Origin of the sequence: Paenilisteria portnoyi (genome assembly GCF_014322795.1) — a bacterium.
Taxonomy (GTDB): Bacteria; Bacillota; Bacilli; order Lactobacillales; family Listeriaceae; genus Listeria_A; species Listeria_A portnoyi.
Genome location: NZ_JAASTT010000014.1, coordinates 32,377 through 45,224 on the forward strand (window position 1 = coordinate 32,377; position 12,848 = coordinate 45,224).

Below are 12,848 nucleotides of genomic sequence, written 5' to 3' on the forward strand. Positions count from 1 at the left end.
CACCTCATAATACAATTAATAGCGTGGCTACCTAACACCGATTTTTTGCCTTACTCGTTCATCTAGCGCATCAAATGCCTGTTCATGATACGGAATCACTGCTGCTAATTCTGCATTAGTGTCATCAGAAACCGGATGATGGTACAGAACTTCTAAATTACGCAACATCTGCTCTAAATCATGAATAAGCGACAACATCGGCTCTGCTTCTTCTACTTTAGGCACAAAACTGCTGTCATTCACAATCCGCATTCTTTCTTCCTTTAGCGCCTGTAAAGCCTTCCAAGCCCCCACTAAATCATCATGCATCGCTTCTTTCTTTTGATACTTCGCGCGAATTTTATCAATTTGCGTCAAACAAGCTTTTGCATGATCATAAAATATCCGATTCATCTCCGTTTTCTTTTTTGGATAGAGAGAATAGATGAGCAAACCGATAGCCAACCCAATCAGCGTATCGATAATCCGATTATTAATATAGAGTACTGGCTGCCCCTCACCCTTCCCAACTAGGATCATGACTGTAATAACGGCAATAACTGGTGTAAATTTGCCAACAAAAAGATAGCCCCACAAAACCGCAATCGTCGCCGCAATCGGTATCATCAAAAAATGGTGATCCGGAACAATGAAATAGAAAAGAATACCCGTTGCACCACCAACAATCGTTCCTAAAACACGCTCCATACTCGATTTATATGTCGCACCTTTCGTCAGCTGAGCCGTCACATAAATGGCATTAAACACATAAGTCGGATACACAATATACGTACCGAAAAAAGGATACAGAAAAATACAAATAAGCAAACTAATAAGTACTTTTGCAACGCGAGGATCTAGTGCTAGCCGTTCTCTTAATGTCGTTTTCATGCCACCTTACCCCCGCTCAGCGTCTGAATACTGGCTCTTATCGCATCTATCCCTTTCGCAAACTCCTTGATATGAAATGACAAAATCGCGTCACCACTCGGGACAACGGCAACATCATCAATACCAATCGTACGCAGCTCCTCTTGCACCGCTTCATCAATCTCGTATTCGCCCAACTCAGAAATCGTTACTAGACTGAAATAAGCTTGCAAATAAGAGGCCAACGTTTTCTGATAAATTTCAACATGTAGCGGGTCCCTCTGCTTATCCGCCGAGTATTCGCGAATCAGCATTTGTGACTGAATAAAAATACCGTACAAAGGCTTCGGCCGTCCACCTTCTTTTTTCGCCAGTATGTTGTGTAATTCTTTTTGTAAAAGCCCCATTGTCTGTTTCATCATTAGCTGAATCGACTTCTCCACTGGGATGTGTACAAATCGCACAATCAAGCGCACTACAATAAAAAATACGCCAACATCAGCTATCATAATAAGCAAAACAGTCCAATAAGGAACACCCATACCCGATGTGTCCAAGAAGAATAGCGCCGTCCCAATCGCCATCGTCAGAACCATGTATTTTTGCGGCATCAAAAAGTTAATGACTAAAAGCGCAACGACCATCACTACAAAATAGACGTATACACTCATATCAAAAAATACAGATGATGTCCCCACGATAACACAAGCAATGACGAACATGAGTCCCATTTTTGGCATCGCTTTTCTTGTAAAACCACTCGTTGGTTGAATCGAGATAATTCCCATCAAAAGTGCGATTGGAAGCATGCCGATAAATTGCGGTATCAGCAATGTATGGACGCCCACACAAATAAGCGCAAAAATAAAGACTTGCAACATATGTATTAAACCTTTCGTTCCTAGCTTTGCTAAAATTAGTTTTTTCATTCTGTGTTGTCCCCATTTCCCCTGATTTTTAGTATCATATAGAAATTTTATCATAGATTATCTTATTCGGGTAGCTGTTTGTCATATACCCTTGTTTGACGAGCTGTAGACATGATCAAAATAAAAAAGCTAAGCACAGATTTTCATGCTTAACCTCAGTCACATTATTGAATTTGTTCTTGCAAACGTTCAATATCATCATCGCTACCAATGACAATCAAAACATCGCTCGATTCCAATATGTCGGTTGCTTCTGGTGTAATAATCATCTGTTTATCACGCTTAATTCCGACAATATTCACGCCATACGTATTTCGAAAATCCAGTTCGTGCAGGCTTTTCCCTAAGAAACGGCGGTTGGAAACGGAAATCTCGACCAAGCTGTACTCATCCGATAGCTCCAAGTAGTCCAACATATTTTTAGAAACGATATAATGCGCGATTCGGCGACCCATGTCACGCTCTGGATGCACCACGCGATCCGCTCCAATTTTATCAAGTAATTTCGCATGTTTATCATTCGTTGCCTTGGCCGTTACGTACTTCACGCCCATTTCTTTCAAAATCAGCGTCGTCAAAATACTCGACTGAATATCCTCACCGATAGACACAATCACATGCTCAAAATTACGAATTCCAAGTTGGCGCAACGCATTCTCATCGGTTGAATTACAAATCACGGCATGCGTCGCAATCGACATAAATTCGTTGACGCGCTCTTCGTTCGAGTCAATCGCCAGCACTTCCATTCCTTGCTCCACAAGCGACTTACAAATACTCCCACCAAAACGTCCCAATCCAATAACTGCAAATCCTTCTTTCATCGCAAAAATCCGCCCCCTTACTCTTTATCGACAAGGTCATGTTTAAACGCATAAATCGCCGCTTGCGTCCGGTCTTGCACATCTAGCTTCGATAAAATATTACTCACATGCGTCTTCACCGTTTTTAGCGTAATAAAAAGTTCGTCTGCAATTTCCTGATTCGATTTACCTTCTGCGATTAGCAACAAGATTTCGTTCTCCCGCTTCGTCAAATCATCATGCAAATTCTTCTCAGGTTTCGCAGTCAAACGCTGCATCATTTTTCCGGTTACTTCTGGTTCTAGTACAGAATCCCCGCCATATGTAGCACGAATAGCATCTGCAATCTCGCCCGCCGTCGACGTTTTCAGCATGTAACTCGATGCACCCGCCTCAAGCGCTGGATACACCTTCTCATCATCAATAAAACTCGTCACAATGATAATCTTCGCCGTTTTCCACTGACGCATAATCTCCTGCGTCGCCTCAATCCCGTCCATTTCATCCATCACTAAGTCCATCAAAATAATGTCCGGGCGTAGCTCCATCGCAAGCTGCACGCCTTCGCGACCATTCTCCGCTTCCCCAACGACTTCCATATCATCCTGCACAGAAAGGTACGCAGAAACACCGATTCGCACCATTTCATGATCATCTACTAGTAAAACTTTTATCATTCGCCGTCCACATCCTTTTTCTTCACCAGTGGAATCTTAATCTCCACACTCGTTCCCTTCTTAGGAAAACTAATGATTTTAATCGAGCCACCAAATTCAGCCACCCGTTCACGCATATTTTGCAGACCATACGAACCAGTCTGCGGTTTATTCATATCAAAGCCGACACCATCATCGACCACTTTTAAAACGACCAAATTATCAATCACAATCATCCGGACTTCCAGCAAATTCGCCTTTGAATGACGCAGCGTATTAGAAAGCAACTCCTGCACAATTCGGAATAAATGATCCTCGATGCCTTTCTGGAACGAAATATCCTCGATTTGCCATTCGACCTGAATTGGTAACTTCGTCGTCAACTCTTTCAACAACAACTCAATCCCCATTTTCAGCGACTTGCCTTCCAGCTGAATTGGGCGTAAGTGTAGCAATAACGCGCGCATTTCCGACTGCGATTCATTGACAATCGATTCCACCATTTTCAACTGTTTCTGCATCATCGGCGTTGCGTTCTTCTCGCTTTGCTCATTAAGCGCCGACAAAAGCATCATCGCCGCGAAAAGCTGTTGACTCACCGAATCATGCAATTCCCGCGCAATCCGGTGCCGCTCCTCCGCCAAAATCGCCTCTTTCGTCTGCCCAGTCGTTTCGGCACGCTCATTCGCAATTTCCTGCGTCATCATCGTTTGCGCCTTCATTTTTTCACGTAGTCGCTCAATCTGATGATAAACCTGCTGAATCTCTGCATAAATTTCATCATCATCCGCCGACTTCTTCTCCAATTCCCCTTGCTCCAAAAGCCGCAATGAGAAATCAATCGCCTCGAACTTCCGCTTAATAATATAGCCAATCACCGCTCCAACAATGATTCCAATCGAAACCGCCATCAACACAATAAAAACGATAAACGGCAAATAAAAGATCTTTTTTCCAATCAAAAGGTCATACCACGAAATATCGCCACCCGATTGATAAATCACCGTCGTTCCAAGTGTGGCAAGGAGTAACAAACCTGTCGTTGTCGCTATCGAAGCACGTGTAAACGTCATAGTCTAATCACCTCTAAATCACCAAGCACGACAGACGTTATGATCTTCACCTTACGTGGCGCCGTCTCATAATTATCCGAGTATAGTTTAATCGTATCATTTTGCACAGCTGTACTTTCCTTATCATACTGCAAATGCCCAAAAATAGCTGAGTGCTCCAGACAAATACCCAAATCAAACGGCACTAACAATCGAATTTTTCCCGAAAAACTCCGAATCATAACAACACTTTCGCCCGTAGGTAAAACCGTGTTCCCAAGATCAATAATCGTGTCACCAATACCTGTCTGAATGTTGATATCATCCCATTCATATACGACATCTAGCACCCGCTGATTACCAAACCACTGATTGCGAATAAACGTATTACGCGGATTCATGTTTTCCGCCGTTTCTTTCGTTTTTACCATTAATAACTGCGGTGCGCGCTTACGACTAACATAATAATATACAGCAAAAATCCCTGCGATTACGAGTCCAATTTTGAATGTAGCTGTTAAAAGTACCGCAATCAATATAAATACAGCCGCAATAAAGAGCCTAGTACGAGCTTTCTTTTTCGGAATTCCTTCTTTACGCGATGTGAACAAAAAACAAATACCAACCGCAAATAACACAAGTAATTCCCATCTGAAAAGCATCTCAAATGCGATACCCACTGCGACTAGCACCAAGAATAAGAAAATAAACGAACCTTCTAATTTTTTCATCTGAATACCCCCCCTTTGCTGTCAAATTTTGAGTCAGACTCAAGTAACGGGTAACTAGACTATTAACTTCTGTCCCCCATTATAAATAGATTTTCCCAGTCACAACAGCCGCTGTGGCTTGAACTATCACTCCATCTTAAGTCTTATTTTTCGCTATCTTCTTCTATTAAGTACGTGAAGCCATCCTCTTGTTTAATCCGGCGCTCCTTCATCAAACTACCCAACGCCCGCTTAAACTGCGCTTTACTGACGCCAAATTTAGCGCGAATCGCATCTGGATCTGATTTATCTGAAAAAGCCATTTTGCCACCTACGCTTCGTAAGTATGTTAAAATCATTTCTGCATCGTCACCTAACACTTCATGAACACGGCCACGAAGCGATAAATTAAGCGTCCCATCTGGCTTCACAGCAATCACGCGCGCATCTAACTTCTGCCCAAGACGCGGTTCGGAGGTCCGTTCCGTTTCATGTACGAAGCCAATATGCCCATCCTCGGTAATTACAAACGTCCCCACTTTCAACAAGCGGTAAACCGTCCCTGTCACATTTTTATTAAACATGTCCTGCGTTGCTTTTGTCGAAATCGCCTTGAAATCATGCTCTTCACCGAGCACGCCCCAAATCCGTTCCTTCTCGTCCACGCGCAACATAATCATTAAGCGATCATTCTTTTTCGGCCACAAATGGTTCAGCGCCGGCATATCGTCCATCGAAACAACGACATCTTTTGGAATCCCAATATCGACAAACACGCCTAAATCCTTGCGCACATCCGTCACGGTTCCCCAAGCAAATTTCCCGACTTGTGCTTTCGGGATAATGGTCGTCGCCACAACCTCATGATCATAATCACGGTAAATAAACACGGTTTCCGTATCCCCAACTGCCAAGTCCAAGTTAGATGCATTCGTAAGCGGCAATTTCACTTCCACGCCACGTTTTTCTAACATATAATATTCTTCCTCTTTTGCAATAACAGTCATCACTTGTGCCGTTCCAATCATATTTATCAACTTTTCCACCTCATTAGTTATTCTGTTCCTATTATAGCTTAAATAAAGAACACGGTACAGCCCAATCCAATAAAAAAGCCGAACCATCACCAGCTCGACTTTTCCAACCTATTTAATTGCTTCCTGTAGCGCCATAATCTTCGCCACATCAAGCCCTTTGCTAAAATCACCATCAAGACGCGCGCCGCCACCAACATGGTACTGTGTATTCCGAAGCTTTTCATGCAACATCCCAATATTATCAGGAGTCACACCGCTTCCCACCAAAATCTCAAAAGAAGTCATATCCGCTTGACTATCCGCGACCCACTTTTCCAAGCGATCTATCGAATCCGTCGCCTTATCGCCACCACCCGATGTCAAAATTTGTGTAATGTTATTGCCGTATTCACGAAGAACCGCATAGGCCTTATCAATATCGTGTGCACTTTCTATCGCTCGGTGGAACGTCAAATCCATGTCACCTTTCCAATCAATCACGTTTTCCAATAAATCGCGATCAATCTCACCAGACTTCGTCAACGCACCAAAAACAATTCCACTTGCGCCAAGCTCTCGTGCCATCAAAATATCTTCCTGCATAATCGCAATATCATAATCATCATAGTGAAATGAATGGCTATGCGGTCGAATCATCACCATCGCTGGAACTTTAATATTCTCCGTAATCTGCTTGATAACCCCATAACTCGGCGTCAAACCACCCTCACTGATAGCCGAAACAACCTCTAAGCGATCCACACCAAAATGCTCCGCTTCCGACGCTTCCCGTATATTCTCAACGATAACCTCAAGTACCATACTCTCAACCCCTCTTCCTTCTATCATAACTATGTATTATTATTCTATCCTAATTCCGAGTCAAAAGAAATAAAAGAGTCCGGGACATAACCCAGATAAATCGGCGAGAAGCGCTCGCATTCAGGGGATTTGGCGGACTTCCGGTTCTCACATACACCAGTATGCTCCGCTTCCGGCTTTCACCAAATCCCCTGAATACAAACGCTTTCGCTCGATTTGTATGAAGCAGAATTTTTCGTCCTACCCTAAGAAATGGGAGGGCGCTTTTGCTTTATCTTGAGTTTTTTCTCAAGCTCTTCCTACAATTATTTCGTTTTTGATTCAAATACAACCGTTTGGCCAGCAACAACGTCCGTTACCGTTTTCCAATCAAAATCATATTTATTTTCCATGCTATTCGTTACCACCATCGGAATCACCGTGCTACTCGCATTTTTCTCGATGAAATCAAGATCCGCTTCCACAATCGGTTGACCCGCAGTTACCTTATCACCAAGAGCCACAAGCACTTTAAAGCCCTCACCTTTAAGCGCCACCGTCTCCAAACCGATATGGACAAGGATTTCTTGACCAAGCTCAGAGCGAATTCCAAAAGCATGCTTTGTTTCTGCAACTTGGATAATTTCGCCCGACACTGGCGCTACAACCGTTCCATTCGAAGGTTTTACCGCAATTCCTTCTCCCATCATTTTTTGGCTAAAAACTGGATCTGGAACATCTTCTAATTTCACGAATTGTCCTGTCGCATGTGCTACGACCGCTTCTTCTTTATCTTTTTTAAACATTTTCTTAAACATATCAATTCCTCCTAAAGTTCTCTACCTCATCGTATCTTAAATAAGTTAGCTGTAATTTGTATGGTTAACACTGTCTATCTTAACCCCCCGAGCACGAAAATTGCAACCCTTTTACAGCATTTGTTACTTTTTTTAATCTAGACATGTCCTGTATTCTTTTGTTAGAATGGTATCAAGTCTTTATTTAGCAAAGGAAGTGGCATTTTGGGATTTATTACTCGCTGGTTTGATAGCATTGACTGGGATAAGTTATGGTTAGATTCCGTTTCTAAAATAATTAGCATAATTGTGTTACTTATTTTATATTTTATTCTTGGCTGGATCGGACGCAAGTTAATTCGGAGTTTCTTCCGAAAATACCGTTCGCAACAGATGGTTTCTGAAGGCCGTGCCAAAACGCTCGAAGGCCTTATTATGAACGTGTTTGGCTATATTATGTTTTTCACTTTCGCGATATTGATCTTACAAAATTTCATTAATGTAACGGCGATTGTCGCAGGAGCTGGGGTTGCTAGTCTGGCGATTGCGTTTGGTGCGCAGGGGCTCGTGAGTGATGTTGTGACGGGGTTCTTTATTTTATTGGAGCGGCAACTCGATGTCGGTGATAGCATTACGCTAGAGCAGGTGAATGGGAATGTAGAAACGCTTGGCCTTAGGACGACACAGGTTCGTGATTTTGATGGAACGCTCCATTTTATTCCGAATCGACAAATTATGATTGTGAGTAACCATTCTCGCGGGAACATGCGCATCTTGGTAGATATTAGAATCGCTCCAACCGCAAATGCGGAACTTGCGATGGATATCATTAAACGTGTTTGCGAGCAAGAAAAAGCGCTGAATAAAAATATTGTGGATGGCCCCACTGTTCTTGGCGTTCAGGAAGTAAGCGCCACAAATACCGTGATTCGCGTGATGGGAAAAGCCGTGAATGGGGAACAGTTTGAAGTGCAGCGGAACTTGTTAAAAGATATTCGTGAGGAGCTTGTTCGTCATCAGATTGAGTTACCACTTTCTTACTTGGCACCGTTAGAACCAGGAAAATAAGAAGAAACCTCGCGTTTATTTTAGCTCGAGGTCTCTTCTTATTTTATATACGCTCTAAATAGCCTGTCAAAAGTTCGATCGCGAATGGAATCGCAGCTTCATCTGGATTTAATTTTGAATGGTGGAGGCTGTACTCGGAATCGACACCAAGCCAGAACATGAAGCCTGGAATTTTTTCTAAGAAGTAGCCGAAATCTTCGCCGGTCATCGCTTCTCTGCAAGCGATATAGCTTTCTGGATGCGTTTTTTGTAGGTAATCGATGAATTTATTCGTTTCGGTTTCGTCATTGTCTACTTCGACGTAATCAGAACCTGGGATAAAATTCACCTCGCATTGATAGGCTTCTTCCCAACCTTTTGCAAGCTGTTTGAGCCGCGTCCACACGATATTCATTGTTTCCTTAGAAAGCGTACGAATGGTGCCATCTAAATAGGCTTCTTCGGCGATAACGTTCTGTACCTCGCCACCTCGAATTTGGCCGATTGTGATGACCGCCGCATCTAGCGGATCAATATTACGGCTGATAATCGTCTGCATCTGGCCGACAAAAGCGCTCGCTGCAACAACCATATCATTCGCCAAGTGAGGATATGCCGCGTGTCCACCTTTTCCTTTGAACGAAATGAATAACTCCGACGTGTTTGCAAAAAGGAGACCTGGTTTAACCGCGATTTGACCAGCTTTGTACTCTGGTGCAATGTGAAGTCCGAACATGGTATCTGGCCACCACGTCTTGAATTCGGCGCTTTCCATAATTGGTTTTGCGCCACCTGGCCCTTCTTCTGCTGGCTGGAATACGAAAAGGAGATTATCGCGCAGTGGCTTACTCGCAAAATGAGTCAACAAGCCAAGCGCAATACTCATATGGCAATCGTGACCGCACGCATGCATTTTCCCCGAGTGAAGACTTGTAAAAGGTAATCCGGTTTCTTCTGTAATTGGTAGCGCATCGATATCTGTACGGTAACCAATCGTTTTTGTCGGCGCTGTTCCTGCGACACGGACTAGAATCCCTGTACGCCATGTTTTTATTTGCAAATTGTCTTGTGGTAGTGTTGCTATGTAGTCTAGCAGAAATTGTTGCGTTTTGAATTCTTCGTAACCAACCTCTGGAATTAGATGCAGTTCCCGGCGAATTTTTATAAACGGATTTAATTCTGTCATTATTATTTCCCTCCTAAAAAGGCGCCCATTCCTAGCAAAAGCTCACACTTTCACCAAAAATAAACGCCGAATCAATTCTTATAGTTCGCGAAGTTCTTGCATAATTTCTGTTTTGGATTGTGTTTTCGCATCGATTTTCTTGATTTCTTTTGCAGGAATACCCGCAACAACTGTGTATGGAGCTACATCCTTCGTTACAATCGCGCCTGCTGCAACAACAGCGCCTTTTCCAACGCGTACGCCTTCAAGAACCACGACATTTGCACCGATCACAACATCGTCTTCTACAAGGACAGGTTGCGCGGATGGTGGCTCTACAACACCTGCTAGAACGGATCCAGCGCCAACGTGACAGTTCTTACCTACTGTTGCGCGACCACCGAGGACTACGTTCATATCAATCATCGTACCGTCACCAATCACAGCGCCAATATTAATACTTGCACCCATCATGATAACTGCATTATCGCCGATTTCCACTTGATCGCGAATCACTGCACCTGGCTCGATTCGTGCGTTAATATTTTTCATATCGAGTAATGGAATCGCTGAGTTACGACGATCATTTTCCACGACATAATCTACTAATTTATCTTTATTCGCCTCAAGCAGCTCACTAACAACCGCCCATTCGCCGAAAATCGTTCCAGCTTCTCCCGTGATAAAAGTTTTAACATCTTCTGGGAATGTAATATTCGCCAGGTCTCCTTTAACGTAAACCTTGACTGGTGTAGCCTTCTTACTATTTTGAATGAATGAAATAATCTGATGCGCGTCCATTTGTTTCATGAATGAAAAACCCCTTTCAAATATGTGCCTCCATCTAATAGTGCCACAGCTAGTAATGAGTTTCAAGATATTTATCTACAATTTCGAGAAACGCCTTCACTTGTGGTAGCGCGAGTGACTGTTCATAGCCAATCAACGACGTATCTCGACTTAAAATTTCACCTGACTTATCGACGAGCGGAATCTTATTAATATCCTCGCTTGCCCCAATCAAGGTCACCTCTGGCAAAATCGCAAAACCAATGCCGTTAAAAGCCATTTGGCGACACGTCTCGATTTGATCCATCACCATCGCCTGACGCGGCATCTTACCAAAATTACGCTGCCAATAATCCTGAATCACCTGATAATAATTCGAGTCACTTTGGAATTGGACAAACGGCCGTTCAGAATCCAACACATCATCTAACCGCGTGATTTCTTTATCCACCAAGAACAGCTTATCTTGAAAAAGTGGTTTTTGGATACTTTTCCAAGCTACGTTTCCACGAACGATTCCGACATGCGCTGATCCGTCAACGAGCGCTTGGTGAATCTCGCTACTCCAGCCAGTGACGACCGAGATATGCACATCCGGGTACGCCTCGATAAATTGCTTCAACACACGAGGAAGCCACATTTGCGCCACAATGCTAGCACAGGCAATTTTTAACGTTCCGCGAACAATTCCGTCTTGCGCCTCTAAACGCTCCTGAATTTGCCGTTCTCGCTCGATGACACGCTCTGCATGCTGGACAATCGCCTCACCTTCTGGAGTCAGCAGTAAGCCCTTTTGTGTGCGCAGAAAAATCTTGGTTTCCCATCTGCTTTCAATCGTTTGCAATCGTTGGGAGAGCGCTGGTTGTGACAGAAATAGTTTCTCAGCACTTTTTCGCATATTAAGTTCTGCCGCTAAGCAAACCAATAGTTCGTACTCTGTGACAATCAATCGTCTCGCTCCTATCTATTCGTGGATATAACGCTGTACTTGCTTTAAAATGACATGCCTCGTAATAATACCTTCAAAAATGCCTGCTTCGTCCACCACACAAACAAACGGATTGTCAACGAGTAGCTTCACGATTTTCTCGATATCGTGCGAATTCGTCAAAACTGGAATCTTCGTCTGCATCACACTTTCCACTTTTAACTCTTCTAAACGCTCATATTCAATGCGTTCCAATCCAAGAATCGAATCGGTTATCATCGCGGAACTAATCAATCCATGTAACTTAAATTCAAAATCAAGGACGGGAATAACCGAATACCCACATTTCGTCAAAACTAGTAAGGCATGCTCTAAATTATTGCCGATTTGAACGTGCGCTACTTTTTCGGCGGATATAATATAATTTTCTAATTTATCATTCAAAAAATTTCCTAGTCTACTAGAGATCATCTAAATCTCCCTCATCTCTGTTCTTTATTGGCGTGTTTGAAAGTCAACTTCCAACCTTTAGTTATAGCCCAGCGTGTCGACAAACGCTCATTGTTGGGGGTATTTGAAGTAGAATGAGTTACAACCCCAATATGGAGGAGAACAAAGTGAACCTGTAATCCTTCGTCGTTAAAAGCTCCGTTCCAGTGCTCTTCTGCACTAGGTTTCGCATAACTTCTTACTTGGTCGGGGATAAGACTCCCTCCTTATTTTCAGTCATCGTATCCTAGTACGCTCCGCGCTGGTACTCCTTTTTGCCTAGAAACTAAGCATTTGTCGACACGCTGTAGTTTTGCGAAAAATCATGTGAAGCAGTTTTTCTGCAGTCTGTAGTTATAAACCCTGGCTATTCTAAATCCCTTGTGTATTTATCCCAAAAGAGAATAGTTCAAACCTGTTCATGTCCATTTTACCATAAAGAAAGCCGTTTCAAAAGAAATGGGACTGGAAATGGGTGATTTTTGGGAGGGATAATTGGCGGGATAGAGGTCGTGTTTCCTGTTGAGGCAGAGGGGGTGTTTGTGGGTTGATGATTGTTGATTCGAACGAGGGGTTTCATGCTGATTTAATTGATGCGAAGCTGGGTGTAGGGGGTGAGCTTCCTATTTTCTATTTTTAGTTTCTTCATGCTAGGCCTATCTCGTGTGCGGGAACGCTCCGTTTTTTGACTTATCATTGTTTCCAGATCCAGCTTCAACGGCTAGCTCCTCGAAAACTTCACGCCCTCCATAAAAAGCAAAAACGGCTTTTTACTGCGGCCGCTCCAGTTTTTTTCGGAGCTGGACGAGCCGTTTCA

The 12,848-nt window shown here is 43.2% G+C and carries 14 protein-coding genes; 1 reads left to right on the forward strand and 13 read right to left on the reverse strand.

All coding sequences use genetic code 11. From position 1 onward, the window contains the following. Window positions 1–27: 27 nt before the first annotated feature. The 9 genes from HCJ66_RS10365 to HCJ66_RS10405 all read right to left on the reverse strand — a co-directional run bounded on the left by HCJ66_RS10365 (window position 28) and on the right by HCJ66_RS10405 (window position 7,634). Complete coding sequence (locus tag HCJ66_RS10365) at window positions 28–870, reverse strand: FUSC family protein (protein WP_187133057.1); 843 nt, start codon at window positions 868–870, stop codon at window positions 28–30. Beyond that, window positions 867–1,778 (reverse strand): hypothetical protein, encoded by a 912-nt coding sequence (locus tag HCJ66_RS15985; protein ID WP_222717470.1) that lies wholly within the window; start codon window positions 1,776–1,778, stop codon window positions 867–869. The genes HCJ66_RS10365 and HCJ66_RS15985 overlap by 4 nt, the downstream gene beginning before the upstream one ends. A gap of 164 nt (window positions 1,779–1,942) precedes the next feature. Next, a complete protein-coding gene (locus HCJ66_RS10375; RefSeq protein WP_187133058.1) occupies window positions 1,943–2,602 on the reverse strand; it encodes a potassium channel family protein in 660 nt (219 codons plus the stop codon). A 17-nt stretch (window positions 2,603–2,619) separates the two neighbouring features. Then, window positions 2,620–3,258 carry a response regulator transcription factor gene (locus HCJ66_RS10380; RefSeq protein WP_187133059.1) on the reverse strand — a complete coding sequence of 213 codons (639 nt, stop codon included), beginning with the start codon at window positions 3,256–3,258 and terminating at the stop codon, window positions 2,620–2,622. Further along, entirely contained in the window at window positions 3,255–4,310 is a 1,056-nt protein-coding gene (locus tag HCJ66_RS10385) for a sensor histidine kinase (RefSeq protein ID WP_187133060.1), read from the reverse strand. The genes HCJ66_RS10380 and HCJ66_RS10385 overlap by 4 nt, the downstream gene beginning before the upstream one ends. Then, window positions 4,307–5,020: a cell wall-active antibiotics response protein LiaF gene (gene liaF / locus HCJ66_RS10390; protein WP_187133061.1), complete on the reverse strand. Its 714-nt coding sequence runs from the start codon at window positions 5,018–5,020 to the stop codon at window positions 4,307–4,309. Before liaF ends, HCJ66_RS10385 begins: the two co-directional genes overlap by 4 nt. A 143-nt stretch (window positions 5,021–5,163) precedes the next feature. Continuing rightward, on the reverse strand, window positions 5,164–6,036 hold the full coding sequence (locus HCJ66_RS10395; RefSeq protein ID WP_187133062.1) for a CvfB family protein: 873 nt from the start codon (window positions 6,034–6,036) through the stop codon (window positions 5,164–5,166). A 108-nt stretch (window positions 6,037–6,144) separates the two neighbouring features. Next, window positions 6,145–6,837, reverse strand: coding sequence for a copper homeostasis protein CutC (locus tag HCJ66_RS10400; RefSeq protein ID WP_187133063.1), 693 nt, complete (start codon window positions 6,835–6,837; stop codon window positions 6,145–6,147). A gap of 305 nt (window positions 6,838–7,142) precedes the next feature. Then, window positions 7,143–7,634, reverse strand: a complete 492-nt coding sequence (locus HCJ66_RS10405; RefSeq protein ID WP_187133064.1) for a PTS sugar transporter subunit IIA — start codon at window positions 7,632–7,634, stop codon at window positions 7,143–7,145. 204 nt (window positions 7,635–7,838) lie between these two features. Here HCJ66_RS10405 and HCJ66_RS10410 point away from each other — a divergent pair, with 204 nt between their 5' ends. Then, window positions 7,839–8,681 (forward strand): mechanosensitive ion channel family protein, encoded by an 843-nt coding sequence (locus HCJ66_RS10410; protein WP_187133065.1) that lies wholly within the window; start codon window positions 7,839–7,841, stop codon window positions 8,679–8,681. A 43-nt stretch (window positions 8,682–8,724) separates the two neighbouring features. Here HCJ66_RS10410 and HCJ66_RS10415 read toward each other — a convergent pair whose 3' ends face one another. The 4 genes from HCJ66_RS10415 to cbpB form a co-directional block, all read right to left on the reverse strand. Further along, window positions 8,725–9,846 carry an N-acetyldiaminopimelate deacetylase gene (locus tag HCJ66_RS10415; RefSeq protein WP_187133066.1) on the reverse strand — a complete coding sequence of 374 codons (1,122 nt, stop codon included), beginning with the start codon at window positions 9,844–9,846 and terminating at the stop codon, window positions 8,725–8,727. Between the two features lie 78 nt (window positions 9,847–9,924). Further along, on the reverse strand, window positions 9,925–10,635 hold the full coding sequence (gene dapD / locus HCJ66_RS10420) for a 2,3,4,5-tetrahydropyridine-2,6-dicarboxylate N-acetyltransferase (RefSeq protein ID WP_187133067.1): 711 nt from the start codon (window positions 10,633–10,635) through the stop codon (window positions 9,925–9,927). Between the two features lie 49 nt (window positions 10,636–10,684). After that, a complete protein-coding gene (ccpC, locus tag HCJ66_RS10425; RefSeq protein WP_187133068.1) occupies window positions 10,685–11,563 on the reverse strand; it encodes a transcriptional regulator CcpC in 879 nt (292 codons plus the stop codon). A 15-nt stretch (window positions 11,564–11,578) separates the two neighbouring features. Next, complete coding sequence (gene cbpB, locus HCJ66_RS10430) at window positions 11,579–12,013, reverse strand: cyclic-di-AMP-binding protein CbpB (protein ID WP_187133069.1); 435 nt, start codon at window positions 12,011–12,013, stop codon at window positions 11,579–11,581. Window positions 12,014–12,848: the final 835 nt, after the last annotated feature.

Bases quoted from the DNA above. Each gene is read 5' to 3' on its own strand.
- cbpB (WP_187133069.1), bottom strand. From the start codon at position 12,013: ATGATCTCTAGTAGACTAGGAAATTTTTTGAATGATAAATTAGAAAAT.
- HCJ66_RS10365 (WP_187133057.1), bottom strand. From the start codon at position 870: ATGAAAACGACATTAAGAGAACGGCTAGCACTAGATCCTCGCGTTGCA.
- HCJ66_RS10400 (WP_187133063.1), bottom strand. From the start codon at position 6,837: ATGGTACTTGAGGTTATCGTTGAGAATATACGGGAAGCGTCGGAAGCG.
- HCJ66_RS10415 (WP_187133066.1), bottom strand. From the start codon at position 9,846: ATGACAGAATTAAATCCGTTTATAAAAATTCGCCGGGAACTGCATCTA.
- liaF (WP_187133061.1), bottom strand. From the start codon at position 5,020: ATGAAAAAATTAGAAGGTTCGTTTATTTTCTTATTCTTGGTGCTAGTC.
- HCJ66_RS10375 (WP_187133058.1), bottom strand. From the start codon at position 2,602: ATGAAAGAAGGATTTGCAGTTATTGGATTGGGACGTTTTGGTGGGAGT.
- HCJ66_RS10405 (WP_187133064.1), bottom strand. From the start codon at position 7,634: ATGTTTAAGAAAATGTTTAAAAAAGATAAAGAAGAAGCGGTCGTAGCA.
- HCJ66_RS10385 (WP_187133060.1), bottom strand. From the start codon at position 4,310: ATGACGTTTACACGTGCTTCGATAGCGACAACGACAGGTTTGTTACTC.
- HCJ66_RS15985 (WP_222717470.1), bottom strand. From the start codon at position 1,778: ATGAAAAAACTAATTTTAGCAAAGCTAGGAACGAAAGGTTTAATACAT.
- dapD (WP_187133067.1), bottom strand. From the start codon at position 10,635: ATGAAACAAATGGACGCGCATCAGATTATTTCATTCATTCAAAATAGT.
- HCJ66_RS10380 (WP_187133059.1), bottom strand. From the start codon at position 3,258: ATGATAAAAGTTTTACTAGTAGATGATCATGAAATGGTGCGAATCGGT.